General features: G+C 39.6%; 17 protein-coding genes and 1 pseudogene. 6 read left to right on the top strand and 12 right to left on the bottom strand.

What is annotated here, in order from left to right:
* Window positions 1-102 precede the first annotated feature (102 nt).
* Complete coding sequence (locus EFY79_RS15920; RefSeq protein ID WP_123121727.1) at window positions 103-1836, bottom strand: M1 family metallopeptidase; 1734 nt, start codon at window positions 1834-1836, stop codon at window positions 103-105.
* 29 nt (window positions 1837-1865) lie between these two features.
* Between EFY79_RS15920 and EFY79_RS15915 the strand changes: the two genes are divergently transcribed.
* Window positions 1866-3521 carry an ABC transporter substrate-binding protein gene (locus EFY79_RS15915; protein WP_233578035.1) on the top strand — a complete coding sequence of 552 codons (1656 nt, stop codon included), beginning with the start codon at window positions 1866-1868 and terminating at the stop codon, window positions 3519-3521.
* A 97-nt stretch (window positions 3522-3618) separates the two neighbouring features.
* Window positions 3619-4101, top strand: coding sequence for a PAS domain S-box protein (locus EFY79_RS15910; RefSeq protein ID WP_123121726.1), 483 nt, complete (start codon window positions 3619-3621; stop codon window positions 4099-4101).
* Here the strand turns inward: EFY79_RS15910 and msrA are convergent, their stop codons facing one another.
* The 3 genes from msrA to EFY79_RS15895 form a co-directional block, all read right to left on the bottom strand.
* Window positions 4102-4656, bottom strand: a complete 555-nt coding sequence (gene msrA, locus EFY79_RS15905; protein ID WP_123121725.1) for a peptide-methionine (S)-S-oxide reductase MsrA — start codon at window positions 4654-4656, stop codon at window positions 4102-4104. It abuts the gene before it with no gap.
* 86 nt (window positions 4657-4742) lie between these two features.
* Window positions 4743-5183, bottom strand: a complete 441-nt coding sequence (locus EFY79_RS15900; protein WP_123121877.1) for a cold-shock protein — start codon at window positions 5181-5183, stop codon at window positions 4743-4745.
* Window positions 5184-5410: 227 nt separating this feature from the next.
* Window positions 5411-5809, bottom strand: a complete 399-nt coding sequence (locus EFY79_RS15895; protein WP_148041944.1) for a hypothetical protein — start codon at window positions 5807-5809, stop codon at window positions 5411-5413.
* A gap of 346 nt (window positions 5810-6155) precedes the next feature.
* On the opposite strand from EFY79_RS15895, the gene EFY79_RS15885 reads away from it, so the two are divergent.
* On the top strand, window positions 6156-6356 hold the full coding sequence (locus EFY79_RS15885) for a hypothetical protein (RefSeq protein ID WP_148041943.1): 201 nt from the start codon (window positions 6156-6158) through the stop codon (window positions 6354-6356).
* Between the two features lie 51 nt (window positions 6357-6407).
* On the opposite strand, the gene EFY79_RS15880 is transcribed toward EFY79_RS15885, so the two are convergent.
* Entirely contained in the window at window positions 6408-7265 is an 858-nt protein-coding gene (locus EFY79_RS15880) for a sigma-70 family RNA polymerase sigma factor (protein ID WP_123121721.1), read from the bottom strand.
* A gap of 328 nt (window positions 7266-7593) precedes the next feature.
* Here EFY79_RS15880 and EFY79_RS15875 point away from each other — a divergent pair, with 328 nt between their 5' ends.
* Window positions 7594-8607, top strand: coding sequence for a threonine aldolase family protein (locus EFY79_RS15875; RefSeq protein ID WP_123121720.1), 1014 nt, complete (start codon window positions 7594-7596; stop codon window positions 8605-8607).
* Window positions 8608-8754: 147 nt separating this feature from the next.
* Here EFY79_RS15875 and EFY79_RS15870 read toward each other — a convergent pair whose 3' ends face one another.
* The 4 genes from EFY79_RS15870 to EFY79_RS15855 form a co-directional block, all read right to left on the bottom strand.
* Window positions 8755-9093 (bottom strand): type II toxin-antitoxin system PemK/MazF family toxin, encoded by a 339-nt coding sequence (locus EFY79_RS15870; protein WP_123121719.1) that lies wholly within the window; start codon window positions 9091-9093, stop codon window positions 8755-8757.
* Entirely contained in the window at window positions 9083-9307 is a 225-nt protein-coding gene (locus EFY79_RS15865; protein ID WP_123121718.1) for a hypothetical protein, read from the bottom strand. The genes EFY79_RS15870 and EFY79_RS15865 overlap by 11 nt, the downstream gene beginning before the upstream one ends.
* 244 nt (window positions 9308-9551) lie before the next feature.
* A complete protein-coding gene (locus EFY79_RS15860) occupies window positions 9552-10607 on the bottom strand; it encodes a sensor histidine kinase (RefSeq protein ID WP_123121717.1) in 1056 nt (351 codons plus the stop codon).
* 13 nt (window positions 10608-10620) lie between these two features.
* The gene (locus EFY79_RS15855) at window positions 10621-11301 is read right to left on the bottom strand and encodes a response regulator transcription factor (protein WP_123121716.1); all 681 of its coding nucleotides are present in this window, start codon (window positions 11299-11301) and stop codon (window positions 10621-10623) included.
* Between the two features lie 898 nt (window positions 11302-12199).
* On the opposite strand from EFY79_RS15855, the gene pgi reads away from it, so the two are divergent.
* On the top strand, window positions 12200-13834 hold the full coding sequence (gene pgi, locus EFY79_RS15850; protein WP_123121715.1) for a glucose-6-phosphate isomerase: 1635 nt from the start codon (window positions 12200-12202) through the stop codon (window positions 13832-13834).
* A 309-nt stretch (window positions 13835-14143) separates the two neighbouring features.
* Here pgi and EFY79_RS15845 read toward each other — a convergent pair whose 3' ends face one another.
* On the bottom strand, window positions 14144-14656 hold the full coding sequence (locus tag EFY79_RS15845) for a DUF3276 family protein (RefSeq protein WP_123121714.1): 513 nt from the start codon (window positions 14654-14656) through the stop codon (window positions 14144-14146).
* An 89-nt stretch (window positions 14657-14745) separates the two neighbouring features.
* On the opposite strand from EFY79_RS15845, the gene EFY79_RS21915 reads away from it, so the two are divergent.
* Window positions 14746-14871, top strand: coding sequence for a hypothetical protein (locus EFY79_RS21915; RefSeq protein ID WP_262684649.1), 126 nt, complete (start codon window positions 14746-14748; stop codon window positions 14869-14871).
* Window positions 14872-15027: 156 nt separating this feature from the next.
* Here the strand turns inward: EFY79_RS21915 and EFY79_RS15840 are convergent, their stop codons facing one another.
* Window positions 15028-16863: an ABC transporter ATP-binding protein gene (locus EFY79_RS15840; RefSeq protein ID WP_123121713.1), complete on the bottom strand. Its 1836-nt coding sequence runs from the start codon at window positions 16861-16863 to the stop codon at window positions 15028-15030.
* 238 nt (window positions 16864-17101) lie between these two features.
* Window positions 17102-17590 (bottom strand): annotated as a pseudogene (locus tag EFY79_RS15835) (transposase); the annotation flags it as partial.

The raw sequence follows: 17590 nt of genomic DNA, 5'->3' as shown, positions 1-17590 counted from the left end.
ATCGTGATTCAGCGGCGTCAGAAGCCATTAAGATTTTGTTGAGATTAAGGCAAAGTACAGTAAACACACAAATAATTGATTTTTTATTTCTAACAACCGGCATCATTTTATCACTTTTAAATTTACATAATAATTGTCATCCGGTTTAATAGTAGAAACGCCTTTGGGAGCGCTGAGAAATTTATTGGTTGGATGAATGATAAACGGTTTTCCTTTCTGATTATAAATTTTTAAGGGCATATCAAATCCGTCTACACAATTTTCCCATTTGAAAAAAGGTTTTCCTAACTCATATTTTACTACAAGCTCAGGCACCTTGGTAGTAGTAAGATATTGCTCAAACACTTTTGTAAAGTCGATCCCTGATTCTTTACTTATGTATTGTTCTACCTCTTCGCCAGTTACCGTCTGATGATAAAACTTTTTGTTTAAGCCTCTCAGAATGTTTCTGAATTTTTCATCGTTATTGATTATCTGCCGGATGGTATGAAGCATATTTCCACCTTTGTAATACATATCGCCACTACCCTCTTCATTTACGCCATAAGGGGCTATTACCGGCTTGTCGTTCAGAATATTTTTTCTAACGCCAATCACATATTCATCACCCGCTTTTTTGCCATAATAATAACCCGTAAAAAGTGTTTCGGCATAATTGGCAAAAGATTCATGAACCCACATATCTGCCAAATCTTTAGAAGTAATATTATTGCCAAACCACTCGTGCGCACTTTCATGTACGATGATGAAATCCCATTTTAATCCCCAGCCTGTGTGCGACAGGTCGCGGCCAAGATAACCGTTCTCATAATGATTGCCATATCCAACCGCGCTCTGGTGCTCCATTCCAAGGTAGGGCGCGTCTACCAACTTATAACCATCTTCGTAAAAAGGATACGGACCAAACCAATGCTCAAATGCTTTCATCATCCTGGGCGCCTCCTGAAATTGTTTCTTAGCCTTGGTAAGATTTGAGTCAAGCACCCAGTAATCCATGGTGAGCGGCCCTTTTTCTCCGTTGTATATCTGTCCAAAATGAACAAACCTGCCAATGTAAAAAGTAATGTCATAATTATTTATCGGGTTAACTACCGCCCATGTGTACACGTTTTTTCCGTTGTGTGAAGAATCAATATTTCTTAATCTTCCATTACTGATGCACATCAGGTTTTCAGGTACGCTAAAATGCATTTCTGCGCTATCAGGTTCATCGGCCTGGTAATCTTTGCAGGGATACCAAACACTTGCGCCAAGGCCCTGGCAGGCAACGCCTACCCACGGATTTCCCGACTTATCGCTGCTATACACAAAACCGCCATCCCATGGCGCTTTTTTGGCTATCCTTGGTTTTCCGTGATAATAAATCACCAGGTTGGAAACGGAATCCTGTTTCTGAACCGGCGATTCACCCGGGTTTTTGGATGTAGGCATAATCGTGTTGATATCATGTTTCCTTGTAATGATCGGCGCCTGGCCCGGGAGGTATACAAAAAATGCGTTTCCTTCCCTGGTAAAAGATAGTTTCTGTTTTTTCAACGGATATTGCGTGTTGCCGGTTTCTAAAATTGCTGAATCCATTTCCAAGGGTTCCTGCAAGTCTATCTGAAAAAAACCGGCATGGTCATTATTAAGCGACTGGTAGCTAATCACATTGTATCCCTGTATAGCGCTATCGTTCAAATTGAAATCCAGGTGCAGATCGTATTTTGTAGCATTCCACCAGCTTCTTCCGGGACCGTTGCTTCCTCTCAAAGTATCCGCGCGCGTAAACTGCTGTGCCTGAATCGCGTGAAAGCTGAGAAGCATTCCAGTTAAAACAACGATTGTCTTTTTCATTTATTAAATTTATTTTTTTATAGACAAAGATGAAGTTAAAAAAGCAAATGTCGAAGGCCGGTAAAAAGATAGTTTTTGGGTTGTGGTTTTTTTATAGTGTAATGGTTCTATGCTCCTGTTCCCATCATTCTGATGATAAAAATATTTTCAGGTATAATGAACAATCAGGTATCGCTACGCTTGATCCTGCATTTGCAAAAAATCAATCTATCATGTGGGCCGTACACCAGATTTATAATACGCTTGTTCAAATAGACAATAATTTAAATCTTGTGCCATCGCTGGCTAAAAGCTGGGATATTTCGGCAGATAATCTCGTGTTTACTTTTCATCTTCGCAACGATGTGTATTTCCAGGATAACGAAGCATTCCCCGGCGGCAAGGGAAGAAAGATGACGGCTGCCGATGTGGTATACAGTTTCTCGCGCATACTGGATAAAAGCATTGCCAGCAGCGGCGCATGGATTTTCAATGGGCGCGTGGATACTACGGAGCCGTTCAAAGCGGTAGATGATACTACTTTCCAGTTAAAATTATTGAAGCCTTTTCAGCCGATATTGGGTGTGATGAGCATGCAGTATTGCTCAGTAGTACCCAAGGAAGTAGTGGAAAAATACGGAAAAGATTTTCGCCGCCATCCCTGTGGCACCGGCCCTTTTGAAATGGTCGCCTGGGAGGAAGACCAGGCGATGGTGCTCAAAAAAAATCCGCGATATTTTGAGAAAGACAGCGATGGCGTAAGGCTTCCCTATCTTAACGGAATTAAAATCAACTTTCTCCAAAATAAAGCAACCGAATTTTTAGAATTTCAGCAAAAAAGGCTTGACTTTATCAACGAAATTGATCCGTCATTTAAAGATGAAGTGCTTACCAAATCCGGGCAACTTAGAAGTGACTGGAAGGGAAAAATAAATTTGGTAACCCATCCTGCACTTACCATAGAATATTTGGGATTTTTATGTGATAGTTCCCTGCCATTGGTAAGGAATTCGCCTTTGAAAGATGTACGCATCCGCAAAGCATTCAACTATGGATTCAACAGGAAAAAAATGATTCTTTACATACGCAATTCAATGGGCACGGCTGCGGAAAGCGGATTTATCCCCGCCGCGTTTCCTTCCTTTGACTCCGGCGCTGTAAAGGGCTATGAATATAATCCGCAAAAGGCTTTGCAGCTTCTTAAAGAAGCCGGATTTCCCAATGGAAGAGGACTTCCGGAATTTAAGCTTCTTACGGTGCCTCTGTATGCGGATATTGCCAGCTATATTGCCAACGAACTGCTGCAAATTGGCATTACAATTAATGTGGAAGTAGTGCAAAAAAGTTTATTGCTGGAGCAGACTGCAAAATCCGAAGCTCTGTTTTTTCGCGGAAGCTGGATAGCTGACTATCCGGATGCAGAAAATTTCTTAAGTGTTTTCTACAGTAAAAATCCTGCCCCACCGAATTATACACGATACAATAATCCGGCCTTCGATAAATTATATGAAAAATCCTTATCCGAAAAAAATGACAGTACCCGATATAAAATTTATCAGCAGGCCGACCAGATAATGATAAAAGACGCGCCGGTAGTGCCTCTGTGGTATGATATGGTAATTTGGCTGGTTCAGCCTTACGTTAAAAATTTTGTTCCAAACGGCCTGAATTTGCTCGAATTAAGAAAGGTAAAGCTGGAAAATTAATTTGCTTTGTGATTTATGTGTGTAAAAAACGGATGCCATGTGAAAAATTTTAGCATGGTAATTGCAACTATAGGGATAACCCCTATAAAAACATATCATGAACAACCTTAATTACCTTATGCCCAGGCCAATCGTAAAACTACATGCGACACAGCTTCACATTCAATCTCCTACGCCGGAATCCTTCAAAAATCCTGACCTGATTTCGCCGGAACAATTGTATGATGCGGTTTATGAAAGCGCTTTTCATCCGATGTTTGTTGGAGATTTTAATGGCAACATTATCAAGTTCAATGAAAAGTTTTCATCTCTTTTCGGCTATGCGCCTTCAGAGATTGAAAAAATAAAAGCAGATGACTTTTTCAAGTCAATGGATAGCTCTTTTATAACTTTTATAGATGAAATGAATGAAAAAGGCATAGCCAGGGCCGAGGTACGTGGCATAAAAAAATCCCGTGAAATCTTCCCATGCCGTATTTCTTCAGTGTTGTATCAATCTGATAAAGGAGAAAGGCGGTTTATGAATACTGTGGTAAACATTTCCGAACACATTTCTGCGCGGTGGAACCTTAACGGTTAATCAGGCTGGCATTTTAATTTTATCTCCGAAAATCTTTTTGAATTTTTCCATCTTTGGCTTTATTACATAGTAGCAATAAGACTGTGATGGGTTTCTCTTGTAATAATTTGAGTGGTAATCCTCTGCAGGATAAAAAACGGTAAAAGGTTCAATCGTTGTGACGATTGGTGCATCAAATATGCCGCTTGCATCTAATTCATTCTTGTATTTTTCGGCTTTTTCTTTTTGCTCTTGATTGTGGTAAAAAACAACGCTCCTGTATTGAGGACCCACGTCGTTTCCCTGCCTGTTAAGCGTGGTTGGATCATGAGTTTTCCAAAATACTTCCAATAGTTCATCAAAAGAAATTTGTTGGGGATCATATTCTATACGCAGGGATTCTGCATGGCCGGTATTTTTGGCGCAAACCTGCTCGTAGGTCGGATTTTCAACATGCCCGCCCGAATAGCCGCTTGTCACTTTTTTTACGCCTTTCAATTCCTGGAAAACTGCTTCTGTACACCAAAAGCATCCATTGGCGAAAGTGGCTATTTCCAGGTTCTCTTGTTCGTTCATAATTGTAAATATTAAAGTACACATTCATAGTGAATCAATAAATGGCTTTAATTTTTATTTTGGCTGTCCAAATCGTTGAAGGCAGCCTACTTAATCAGCTTAACATTTATTGCACTGAGGCCTTTAGGGCCTGTTTCTGTTTCAAAGGAAACAATAGCATTTTCCTGAATCGGCTCTGATAAAGAATTAATATGAACAAAAACCCTTTCATCGCTTTCTTTATCTTTTATAAACCCATACCCTTTTTCATTATTGAAAAAAGTAACAACTCCCGTTCTTATGAGGTCTTCGGGGTTTAAGGCTTCCTGTTTTGGAACCCCAATCTCAATATCTTCTACTTTAATGGAAAATTTTTTCTTGGGATCCGGCGGAGTCGAAGATAAGTTTCCGTTTTCATCTATATAAGCAATCATATCTTCAAATTCAGCGCTTTTATTTTCCTTACGCTCCTGCCTTCTTTCAGCTTTTTCTTTTTTATTTTGTCGTTTTTTCTTTTCTCTTTCTTTCTTATTCCAGGTTTCAGCCATAAATTTTTTTTGATTTTTTTTTGATCTTATCGATCGTGATTGAATAAAACGCAACCGGCTGGTTACGATTCATTCAAAGGTACATCAATTATCAGCATGGCTATGTAAAGATTCTTCCAAAATCTGCGCAAGACAGCCGGGGCAATTACGAAAGATAAAACACCTCCGCAAAATGGCCCATAAATTGGCTATTTTACCGGCTGATTACCCTGGAAAAAAATTTGAAATTATTTTGGCGGCTTAAAATCAGGATTGTTGTACATGGATTTATCAAACAAATAGTATTTACCATCACTGTAATTCTTCCAATACCTGTGGCCTAAAACGTCATAAAATAATCGTCCATCAACGCTTTTGCTGGCTGCACCATCATTAACGCTAATCACCTTTGGGAAATCAGCTTTGGCCGGTGGCTTTGGCGCGGGTTTTTCGGCAGTGGGTTCTGCCGCAGCGGTATCAGCCTTTGGAGGCTCAGGTGCCGGAATTACTTTTTTAGCAGGCGTTTCCGGCTTCTCATTTTTAACCGGTGTAACAGAAGCGGTTTTTGTGGGAACTGTTTTTTTACTGCAACCGATTATCAGCATACCGGAAAATGCCAATGCAACCACCAACGCCTTTCTTATCATTTGGAATATTTTAATCCAACAAACCAAAAATTATGCCGATGAATTTTTACCCAATCTGCACCAATATAGAATAAAAAATTGGTGTAAAAGCCGGTTTACTGTTCCTGGTTTTTTATTGATTTTAAATGAAGCTTACCAAGTTCGCAACAAAAAAAATTTGTAAAGACATTTTTGATTTTGATGGCGCGTGCCGACAACAATCTGTTCAAAATATGACCGGATTTAATTCTGTAGAATCCTGTACAGCATTATGTTGCAGTAAAATATTTTAAGATTTAGTTTTTTTATCGGAAGTTTGAAGCGCCAAAGTAAGAAACGGTATATTAAAAACTTAAAAAAAAATTGGATGAAAGTATTTAGAATTTGCGCAATTGTTGCTCTTACATTGTTTTTTGCCTCATGCCGGCCAAACGGCAGCGCTCTTGATCATGATATTATGCGTGGAACTCCAACAAAAGCAGATACCGTATTGCCAGCCAAACATCATGTAAACCCCGACACATCAAAAAAAGAAGCTGAAAATCTTCCTGCTGTTTTAAGGAGATAAAAAAAAGCCGCTCTTGTGGAACGGCTTTTAGTATGATAGCTTAATCGTTTGTTATCCTAAATAAGCTTTGAGCGCACTGCTGTAGCGGGCTTTTTGCAAACGCTTGATTGCCCTTTCTTTAATCTGGCGGATACGTTCTTTGGTAAGGTCGTATTTCTGTCCTATTTGTTCAATAGTCACTCCGTTTTCTCCATCCAGGCCAAAATAAGCATTTACGATTTCAGCTTCACGCGGACTGAGAGATTTCAACACACGGCGGATTTCATTTTTTAATGAATCGTGCATTACATCTTCATCAGTTTCGCCTGCGCCTTTTAATAAATCGCCCATCGCAACATCTTCAGCTTCATGAACCGGCGCATCCAAAGAAGTATGCCGGGTATTGCTCTGAAAAATATTGTTAATCTCGGTTTCGCTCATTTCGAGTATTTCAGAAAGTTCTTCCGTAGAAGGCTCTCTTTCATGTTCCTGCTCAAAAGCCATGTAAGCTTTGTTCGCTTTGTTATATGTGCCAATTTTATTTTGAGGCAGGCGGACTAATCTGCCCTGCTCTGCCAACGCCTGTAGTATTGATTGGCGAATCCACCACACAGCGTATGAAATAAATTTGAAACCTTTGGTTTCATCGAAGCGTTGTGCCGCTTTAATTAATCCGAGGTTACCCTCGTTAATAAGATCACTTAATGAAAGCCCCTGGTGTTGGTACTGTTTTGCTACAGAAACTACGAATCGTAGGTTGGCTGTTGTGAGACGCTCTAATGCTCTCTGGTCGCCCATTTTTATCTTCTGTGCTAAAATAGTTTCCTCCTCCGGAGTAATCATCCCAATTTTTGAAATTTCCTGCAGATACTTTTCAACCGCTTGTGAGTCACGGTTAGTAATCTGCGTAGCAATTTTAAGTTGCCTCATTTGTATATATAATTAATAGTGATTAGACAATTTTTATTGGGGAAAAGTTTCTAAAGATATGTTAATTTCTATTTCTACAAACCTGTGCAAAGTTACAACGCAATATTGGAAGTTCATAATCTTCAGGCAAATAAATGTTTGAAATATAATATTTTATTGTTTTTTTTGATTTTCATTTAAAGTTTGTATATTCCTGAAACTCAAATTAATATCCATCAATTGACAAGCGCTAATTAAACGCTTATCAGAAGCATATCACAGGAATCTAATGACATGCCTCTTACTTTTCCATAAACATTAATGCAATAATTTTGCCCAAAAACCGCTCATGATTGATTTTAGGTCTGATACGTTTACCAAACCGACCGAAGCCATGCTACAGGCAATGTATGATGCAGAAGTAGGTGATGATGTTTTTGAAGAAGATCCTACGGTAAATAAATTACAACTGATGCTTGCCGAAATGTTTGGAATGGAGGCGGGATTATTTTGCGCCAGCGGCACTATGACCAACCAAATTGCCATAAAATGTCATACACAACCTGGTGACGAAGTGATTTGTGATAAGCTGAGCCATGTATATATTTACGAAGGAGGCGGCATTGCTTTTAATTCGGGCTGCCAGGTAAAGCCGGTTAATGGCAATTTAGGCAGAATAAAAGCCAGCCAGGTACGGGAAGCCGTCAATCCGATTGATATTCATAAAGCGAATTCAAAATTGGTAAGCCTTGAAAATACCGCTAACCGTGGTGGCGGCAGTTGTTACGAAATGCGCGATATCCAGGAAATCAAACAAGTATGCCTGGAATATAATCTTATGCTGCATTTGGATGGTGCGCGCCTCTTCAATGCGCTAATTGCCAAAAATGAAACTCCCAAAGAATATGGGGCGATATTTAACAGCATTTCAATTTGCCTCAGCAAAGGCCTTGGCGCTCCGGTAGGAAGCGTTTTGCTGGGCACTAAAGATTTTATTAAAAAAGCCCGGCGTGTCCGTAAGGTGTTTGGCGGCGGAATGAGGCAGGCCGGCTATCTCGCAGCCGCGGGAATATATGCGCTCGAAAATAATATTGAACGCTTGGCGCTTGATCATCGCCACGCACAGCAAATTGTAGCTGCATTGAGCGAAAAAGATTTTATCGGAAATATGTATCCCGTTGAAACCAATATTATCATTTTTGAAGTAAAAGGGAAATATTCTGCTCAATCCTTAACCGGAAAACTTAAAGAAAACAACATTTTAGTGATGGCAATTTCAGCCACGCAGATAAGGATGGTATTGCATTTGGATGTGACTGAAGAAATGGTGAAGGAAACAATTTCAGTAATAACCGGTTTATAATATCGTGTGTAAAGGATTATTAAGGTAAGCTGCACACTGGCTTCCGGCTGGCCGTCCGCAGTTTTATATGGCGAATTGATTTGAAAGGGCCGTAGGAGTATGCAATTTACAACCTTGCGAGTAAAAGAAAAGTTATGCAAACAGGAATTAAATATCAAGATGTTTCCTGAGTGCTGTTTCGATATCTGCTATAAATCTATCAGAAAGCTCTCCAACTTCATTTAGAATCCTCGTTTTGTCAATGGTTCTTATTTGATCGCATTTAATTTTAGAATCTTTAGGAAGATTACCTTCATATCGTGGAACAAAAACTTCAAAAGCCCTGACAGCTTTTGTATTTGAAGTAATAGGAATTATTGTGACTGTATTGGAATATTGGTTATTGATGTCATTTGAAATAACAAAAACCGGCCTGGTTTTGTTTATCTCACTTCCTTGTGTTGGATCCAGCGCGGCGAAATAAATAAATCCTCTTTTAATAGTCATTCCAGTTTTCGTTATCTACATTAATGAACTCTTTTGTAATCTGAGTATTTTCCTCAGCGCTATCGGCATATTCTTTAGCTAATTGCTCTTTTGAAATTGTCTTTATCTGTTTTGCAATTTTTTGCCTTACGGCTTGAATAATAAATTCTTTTTTATCTTCTGTAATCGAGGATAATTGTATGTCAATTTCGTCGGGAATGGAGATTGTTAACATGGCCGGTAATGTTTTTATAATAAACAAATTTACATTTTTTTCTGTGCAAGGACCTATCGGACAACCTATGGTTTTACACTTACATTTAATTTTGCAGATCCGGGATCAGGGAAGTCTAAGGAATGTAAAATTTTCTTTTGCGTAGTGCGGTTCCCAAAACGGTAATTCTTATTTGATTTATCGATCATATTACTGATTCATATCAAAATAAAAAACAGGCTTATTTCTTCGTTTACTGTTCGTTTTATTTTAATTTATGAGCTTCAGCCAAAGTAAATCCGATAGTAGTGCCGATTTCAGGTTTACTGCGGGCATGTATGGTTTCTCCGTGCGCTTCGATAGTGTGTTTACAAATAGAAAGGCCAAGGCCGGAACCACCGGCATTTCTGCTTCTTCCGGTTTCAGTACGGTAAAAGCGTTCAAAAATGCGGGGGAGCGATTGCTCCGCAATGCCAATTCCATCATCACTGATTTCTATTAAAACTTTTTTTTCTTCCGTTTTATAAACGCTTGCAATAATATTTCCCTCATGTTTACTATACTTTATTGAATTTTGTATAAGATTCGTCAATACACGGTTGATTTTTCCTTTATCGGCATATACCCACACAGGCGCTTCCGATCCCCTTTTAATAGCGGTCCGTATATTATTTTTTGAAATCTCAATAGATAAAGAATCAAAAACTTCCTTTATCACCTCCTGGATAATAAAGGGCTCTTTAAGCAGGGATTTTTCCCCGCTTTCCAATTCGGTTATTTCATCCAAATCTTTTATTAATTCAACAATCCGGGTAATATTTTTATGCGTATTCTGAAGAAACTTTTCTGCCAGCTCTGGCTGGTTCATCGCGCCATCCAGTAAGGTTTCCACGTAGCCTAACACCGAAAAAACCGGGGTTTTAAATTCATGCGAGAGATTTTGTAAAAATTCCTTACGGTAAATTTCATTATTTTTTAAAACAGCAATTTCTTCTTTTTTTTGGGAAGCCCATTTTTCAACATCTTCACGAACTTCTTCAATGCTTTTTTTGGGAAGAATATATTTATGATACATTTCTTCCTTCTTGCTGGCCTTTGTATTAAAAATAAATTTGTAAATTAATTTGATCTTCCTGTAAATAAAGTTATCAAATACATAGCTGATTAAAATGTAAGTAAGCACAAAATTCAGCACGAAAGCGATGCTGCCGCTGATGATATCCCTGCTAACCCATAAAAATCCGAGGCCAACGGGAACTGAAAGCAGTAAAGCAGTAAAAAACGATAATTTTTTTGGTGAAAAGTTCCCGAACTTAGACATAACTGCTGTTGGGCTAGTTGAGGTTAAACTTATATCCAATCCCTTTTACGGTAGTGATACAATCCATGTCGAGCTTTTGCCTGATCTTCCGGATGTGCACATCAATGGTACGGTCGCCAACAATCACTTCGTTTCCCCAAACGCGGTTTAATATTTCCTGCCGTTGAAAAACCTTTCCGGGTTTTGATGCCAAAAGATATAACAGCTCAAATTCCTTCTTTGCTAAAAGTATTTCTTTGCCATCCCTGTAAGTGAGAAATTTTACCGGGTCAATTGTAACAGGGCCAATTACCAGGGTTTTTTCATCTTCTTTCTGGCTGCGCCTTATAAAAGCATTCACCCGGCTAACCAGTATTTTAGGACTGATGGGTTTGGTGATATAATCATCCGCACCTGTTTCCAATCCCTTTACATGCGTGGTTTCATCGGATAAAGCCGTAAGAAAAAGAATATACGTATCATTGAAAGAAGGGTCCATTCTTATGATTCTGCATACCTCAAGGCCGCTTTTGCCCGGCATCATAATATCGAGGATTATCAGGTCTGGCTGTACTTTTTTTGCCACCTCAAGCGCCTCATTACCGCTGCGCGCTGCATGCACTTCATAGCCGTTCAATTCAAGGTTAAACTTAACTATTTCCAGGATATCATTGTCGTCTTCCGCTACTAATACTTTTTTGGGTTGCAGTTCCATCAATATCTCTTTACACAAAACTAATTTTTAATATTAAACATCGACAGAAGTTTACATTATTTTATTGTTAAGCCATTAATTGCTTTGATTAAAATTCGTCCAGCCTTTATACCAGTTGTCATTTGCGCCCGCTGCTCCGCGGTAATTCACCGTTGTAAAACCATTTAATCCGGATTGCAAAAAAGAAGCCCCGGTTAAAGCAGGCGATCCATTTTCGGGGCGTCGCTATGAGATTAATCAAAAAAATGAACATTATTCAAGCTCGCCGCAATGACGTATGTAAATGAGATTGCTTCGTCGCTATGAGATTAATTCAAAAAAATGAACATTATTCAAGCTCCTCGCAATGACGTGGAAAAACGCTCCTCGCAATGACGTAGATAAAGGCTCCTCGCAATGACGTGAATAAAGAGATTGCTTCGTCGCTATGAGATAATTCAAAAAAATGAACATTATGCAAGCTCCTCGCAATGACGTGGAAAAAAGCTCCCCGCAATGACGTATGTAATGAGATTGCTTCGTCGCTATGAGATTAATCAAAAAAATGAGATTATTCAAGCTCCTCGCAATGACGTGGAAAAAAAGCTCCTCGCAATGACGTGGAAAAAAGCTCCTCGCAATGACGTGGAAAAAGGCTCCCCGCAATGACGTGGAAAAAGGCTCCCCGCAATGACGTGGAAAAAGGCTCCTACGCAATGACGTGGAAAAAAGCTCCCCGCGATGGCTGTAGATAAAGGCTTTCCGCAATGACGTAACACGGGAAGAAATCGGCTCTCCTCATACTTCTTAGTTTTCTTCATCTATTATTGTTCGCATATTGTAACTTCGTAATATTCAATAAAATTCTCAAAATGAAGTACATCGCATTTTGAAATCACCAATCTTAAATCGCAATCGTATGTTTCCAAAAGTAAATCCTACAAAAACCCAATCGTGGAAAAAGTTGCAGGAACATTCTAAAGCAATGAAATCTGCTTCCATGAAAGACCTCTTCAAAGAGGATCCCAATCGTTTCAAAAACTACAGCCTTGCCGTACCTGATATTATTTTCGATTATTCCAAAAACCTTGTAAGCGACGAAACAAAAAAGCTACTGCTTGATCTTGCCAGCGAATGTGAATTGGATAAGGCCATCGCTGCCATGGTTAAAGGCGAAATTATTAATGAAACAGAAGGAAGGTCGGTCTTGCATACCGCGTTGAGAAACTTTTCAGGCAAGCCTGTATTAGCAGATGGGAAAGATGTGATGCCTGAGGTAAAAAAAGAGCTGGAACATATGAAGAACTTTTGTAGCAAGGTGCACGAGGGCGAATGGAAAGGATATAGCGGCAAGAAAATTAAATACATTGTCAACATAGGAATTGGCGGTAGCGATCTTGGCCCGGTGATGGTGACCGAAGCCCTGAAACCTTATTGGATAGAGGATATGCAAACCTGGTTTGTAAGCAATGTGGATGGAACTGATATAGCAGAAGTATTGAAAAAAGTTACGCCGGAAGAAACGCTGTTCCTGATTGCCTCCAAAACTTTTACCACGCAGGAAACCATGACCAACGCACATACTGCACGCAACTGGTTTCTGAAAACAGCGAAGGATAAAAAGTCGGTAGCCAAACATTTTGTGGCGCTCAGCACAAATGAAAAGGGAGTAGAAGAGTTTGGAATAGATAAGGAAAATATGTTTGTGTTTTGGGATTGGGTAGGCGGACGGTACAGCCTCTGGAGCGCCATTGGCTTGTCAATTGCCCTCACCATTGGGTATGATAATTTTGAAGATTTATTGAAGGGAGCTTATGAAATTGATAATCATTTCAGGGAAAAGATGTTCGAAAAAAATATCCCGGTTATCATGGGAATGATTAGCCTTTGGTATATTAATTTCTTTGGCGCTCAATCCGAAGCGATTCTGCCATACGACCAATACCTGCATCGTTTTCCTGCTTATTTTCAACAAGGAAATATGGAAAGTAATGGAAAGCATATGGACAGAAATGGGAAAAAAGTTACTTATTCAACCGGACCTGTAATCTGGGGAGAACCGGGCACCAATGGCCAGCACGCTTTTTATCAATTGCTTCACCAGGGAACGCCAATGATTCCGGCAGATTTTATTGCCCCTGCCATCAGCCACAACCCAACGGGCGAGCACCACGCAATTTTACTCTCCAACTTCTTTGCCCAAACCGAAGCGCTGATGAATGGCAAAAACAGGCAGGAATTAATAGAAGAAAAAGTGCCTGAAAAATTAATTCCTTTCAAAGAATTTGAAGGCAACAAACCCACCAATTCTTTTCTCATCACTAAAATAACTCCCTTCACTTTGGGGGAAATGATTGCTTTGTATGAGCATAAAATTTTTGTGCAGGGCGTTATCTGGAATATTTACAGCTTTGATCAGTGGGGCGTGGAATTAGGTAAAGTGCTGGCTAAAAAGATTTTGCCTGAGCTGGAAAATAATAAGAAAATCACGTCGCATGATTCTTCTACCAATGGTTTGATTAATGCGTATAAGAGGGTGAAGGGGGAGTTGTGAGTGGTGAGTGGTGAGTGGTGAGTTGGGAGTTGGGAGTTGTGAGTTGTGAGTTGTGAGTTGTGAGTGGTGTGCGGAGGATAGATGTTGGATTGTTATATTGTTATAGTGTTTGTTTATTGTTTAGTACTTAGTACTTACTACTTATTGCTTATTACTTATTGTTTAGGGTGTTTAGATGGATTAGGTAGGTTAGAGCAAAGAAAAAATCCGCTTATTTATTCGTTGACTGTGAATGCCGTCACAGCAGAGCAAAAAAAATCCTCATGTTATAAAGCTTGAGGATTTTTTCTTTAATTGTATAGAATTAGTTTACCATTTATCTACTTCTTCATGATGGGTAGTATTGCCATCGTTGTCTCCCGGTGAATCGTCTTTTTTAGGAGCGGAGGAATCGTCGGCAGTGGCGTTGGAGGCAAAAGGATTTGTTTCAGGTTCGGGGAAGGCGGCGCTACCTTCAGCAGCAGACGCCAGAGGAGGCTGTGATGATCCGGCATCTTTGTTCGGCGTATAGCCACTGCCATCCTGCTCGCTGTTTTCGTGATTAAATGCATCAAAATCAAAATCAGGCATCAACTCGGTTTTTACATAGTCTATCGCCTCGGTCATGCCCTTTAAAAATTTATTAAAATCCTCTTTATACAGAAAAATTTTGTGGCGGTCATACCCGTCTTCATTAAACTTTTTCCGGCTTTCTGTGATGGTTAAATAATAATCATTCCCTCTGGTTTCCCTCACATCAAAGAAATAGGTTCTCCGCTTGCCTGCCCTGATTCGCTGACTATAAACACTTTCCAACTTTTTGTCGTTATTTTCGTACGCCACTTTTTGAAATTTTTAAATTATTTAAAAACGTAATTAACTGCGACAAAGATAAAATTGTTTTTTAATTGACAAAATAATTAGGAGGGGGATTGGTGATTGGTGATTGGTGGTTGGTGATTGGGGATTGGGGATTGGGGATTGGGGATTGGGGATTGGTGATTGGGGATTGGGGATTGGGGATTGGTGATTGGGGATTGGTGATTGGGGATAAGTAATAAGTTATAAGTAATAAGTGATAGGTACTTACAACTCTCAACTTACAACTCTCAACTTACAACTCTCAACTTACAACTCTCAACTTACAACTCTCAACTTACAACTCTCAACTTACAACTCTCAACTTACAACTCTCAACTTACAACTCTCAACTTTCAACTTTCAACCATCTTCTTGTCCTGTTCCTGCTGGCGGCGGTACATTTCTGTATACAATCCATTTTTTTCAAGCAAAGTCTGGTGAGTTCCCTGCTCGGCAATCGCTCCGTCTTGCAGTACCACTATCTTATCAAAACTAAACAAGGAAAAAATCCTGTGTGTAATGATTATTGCTGTCTTTTCATGCAGGAACTGATACAGGTTTGAAATGATTTCGTTTTCCGTTTTGGCATCCACCGCGCTGAGGCAATCATCAAAAACAATTATCTCATGTTCCTTTATCAATGCCCGCGCAATAGAAATGCGCTGTTTTTGCCCGCCGCTCAGCGTTACGCCCCGCTCTCCTATCAGCGTATTGTATTTTCCCGGGAAAGAATTGATCTCCCGGGCGACAACTGCATTTTCAGCAGCCTCCATTACTTTTTGTTTTGGTGGATCAGATAGCGCGAATCCAATATTTTTTTCTACCGAATCACTGAATAAAAATACATCCTGGGGAACATAACTAATCTGCGAGCGAAGGCTTTTCAAATCAATTTTGGTAACAGCAATCCCGTCATAAAAAATGTTTCCTTTTTGGGGATCATACATGCGCAGCATTAATTGGGCAATCGTTGATTTGCCGGAGCCGGTTTTGCCAATGATGGCTATTTTTTGGCCCTTTTTAATGTGCAACGAAAAATCTTTAATAGCATGAATGCCGGTGTGGGGATACACAAAATCAACATGCCTGAACTCTATATCACCTTTCAGAACCGGCTTTTGTGGTATTTCGGGATTTTCAATGGAAGGTGTGGTGTGTAAAAATTCGTTGATGCGCCGTTGTGAAGTAGCTGCGCGCTGAATCATGCTGGCCGTCCATCCTATGGCGCTTACCGGGAAAGTAAGCAACAAAACATACATGATAAATTCGCCAATCACCCCTATACTGATGCTTCCGTTTATCACATACATGCCCCCTATTAAAATGGTGATCAACGTGCTCAATCCAATCATCAGGCCCATAGCAGGAAAATAAATGGCTTCCGTTTTTGCGAGCGAAATCGATTGGGTGCGGTAATCTTCACTGTTTTTGTCAAAAAAGCCCAGCATAGCCTTTTCCTGCACGAAGGATTTAATGACCCTGATGCCGGAATAAGACTCCTGCGCATTGGTAGTAAGGTCAGATAATAAAGACTGTATTTTATCAGCCTTCCTGTTTATAATCGTATTTACATAATAGATGGTAATGGCAAGTATTGGCAGCGGCGCCAATACATATAGGGTAAGTTCTTTGTTTTCATTCACCATATAAGTTACCGAAAAACCTATGGTAGCCGCCAGGTTGATTACATACATCACTGCCGGGCCTACATAGCTCCTTACGCGGCTTACATCTTCCGAAATACGGCTCATCAGATCGCCGGTATTGTGTGTTTTAAAAAAATGGGAATCCAGCTTCTGGTAATGGGAAAATATTTCATTCTTTTGCGCATACTCAATATGGCGGCTCATCACGATGATGGTTTGCCGCATCAGGAACATAAAGAGCCCGCTGATTAAGGCAATTACTAAAAGTATAATCCCTGAATATAAAATCTTTGTTTGATAGCTCACGTCCCCGCGGTTTAATCTGGATACAAACACGGTCACCAGCGGGTCGTAATGGGTAGCGCTTTTGGGCGTAACCTGCGGGCCATGGCTCAGGCTTACTTCCACGGTATTCAACACATATTTAGTGACCTGCGGCGCCAGTATCCTGAAATAATTGGAAAGCACAATGAAAATGGTTCCCAGAACCAACATCCACTTATAGCGCCAGAAATATTTATTGAGTGATTTTAAATGTGACAATTTGAAAATGTGAAAATTTGAAAATGTGAAAATGTGAAAATTCGAAAATGTGAAAATTCGAAAATGTGAAAATTCGTACAGCGCAAATTTAATGGCTAATTAGTCAACCCTTAAAAACCAAATTTAAGATTTAAAGAGCTGAAGAATTCTCCATTTTTTGTTTTAATAAGTTTGTAAAGAGTTTGGAAAAAATGAAATAAAAATAAAGGTGGATTCATTTTCCACTTATTCATCATCCTTTTAAAATTCATGGCCGCTGCCGCAAGCATCACATTGATGTTATCTCCTGTAATTCCTTTATAAAAGTTGCGGCTCAGCCGGTGGTCTTGTTTGAGATGCCCAATCTTCGGCTCTATCGCTGCTCTTCTTTTAAATCCTTTTCGCAGTTGTTGTTTCTGATAACTGGTTCTTTTCTTGCCTGGTGAATCAGGTAAAATAATTTTTGTTCCTAAAACTTCTTTTACTCCCCGGTACCCCCTGTCAACGAAATTATTTTTAAGAGTGATCCCTGTAAGCCTTTGTTGTTGTACAATAGCAGGTTCTAATGTTTTACTGTCGTGTATATTTTTTTCTATGTTGATGGCACCAATAATCACTCCGGTGTTTTTTGTGGTAATGATGGAAACCTTTGATCCAAACTCATACTTTTTGTGTTCTTTTCCTTTGCTGATGCATTGAACAGCGGGTTCATGCAAAGAATAAATCTTATTGGAATCTGATCTCTTTT

The organism is Hanamia caeni, assembly GCF_003721595.1.
GTDB classification, from domain to species: Bacteria; Bacteroidota; Bacteroidia; order Chitinophagales; family Chitinophagaceae; genus Ginsengibacter; species Ginsengibacter caeni.
Note: the sequence above shows the minus strand (reverse complement) of the source record. Positions and strands in the feature narration are given on the sequence as shown.

What these genes read in the sequence shown, in the direction of transcription:
- EFY79_RS15870 (WP_123121719.1), bottom strand. Translation starts at nt 9,093, where the DNA reads ATGACTATTAAAAGAGGATTTATTTATTTCGCCGCGCTGGATCCAACA.
- EFY79_RS15900 (WP_123121877.1), bottom strand. Translation starts at nt 5,183, where the DNA reads ATGGCTGAAACCTGGAATAAGAAAGAAAGAGAAAAGAAAAAACGACAA.
- EFY79_RS15910 (WP_123121726.1), top strand. Translation starts at nt 3,619, where the DNA reads ATGAACAACCTTAATTACCTTATGCCCAGGCCAATCGTAAAACTACAT.
- EFY79_RS15875 (WP_123121720.1), top strand. Translation starts at nt 7,594, where the DNA reads ATGATTGATTTTAGGTCTGATACGTTTACCAAACCGACCGAAGCCATG.
- EFY79_RS15920 (WP_123121727.1), bottom strand. Translation starts at nt 1,836, where the DNA reads ATGAAAAAGACAATCGTTGTTTTAACTGGAATGCTTCTCAGCTTTCAC.
- EFY79_RS15855 (WP_123121716.1), bottom strand. Translation starts at nt 11,301, where the DNA reads ATGGAACTGCAACCCAAAAAAGTATTAGTAGCGGAAGACGACAATGAT.
- EFY79_RS15915 (WP_233578035.1), top strand. Translation starts at nt 1,866, where the DNA reads ATGAAGTTAAAAAAGCAAATGTCGAAGGCCGGTAAAAAGATAGTTTTT.
- EFY79_RS15860 (WP_123121717.1), bottom strand. Translation starts at nt 10,607, where the DNA reads ATGTCTAAGTTCGGGAACTTTTCACCAAAAAAATTATCGTTTTTTACT.
- pgi (WP_123121715.1), top strand. Translation starts at nt 12,200, where the DNA reads ATGTTTCCAAAAGTAAATCCTACAAAAACCCAATCGTGGAAAAAGTTG.
- EFY79_RS15885 (WP_148041943.1), top strand. Translation starts at nt 6,156, where the DNA reads ATGAAAGTATTTAGAATTTGCGCAATTGTTGCTCTTACATTGTTTTTT.
- EFY79_RS15895 (WP_148041944.1), bottom strand. Translation starts at nt 5,809, where the DNA reads ATGATAAGAAAGGCGTTGGTGGTTGCATTGGCATTTTCCGGTATGCTG.
- EFY79_RS15865 (WP_123121718.1), bottom strand. Translation starts at nt 9,307, where the DNA reads ATGTTAACAATCTCCATTCCCGACGAAATTGACATACAATTATCCTCG.
- msrA (WP_123121725.1), bottom strand. Translation starts at nt 4,656, where the DNA reads ATGAACGAACAAGAGAACCTGGAAATAGCCACTTTCGCCAATGGATGC.
- EFY79_RS15880 (WP_123121721.1), bottom strand. Translation starts at nt 7,265, where the DNA reads ATGAGGCAACTTAAAATTGCTACGCAGATTACTAACCGTGACTCACAA.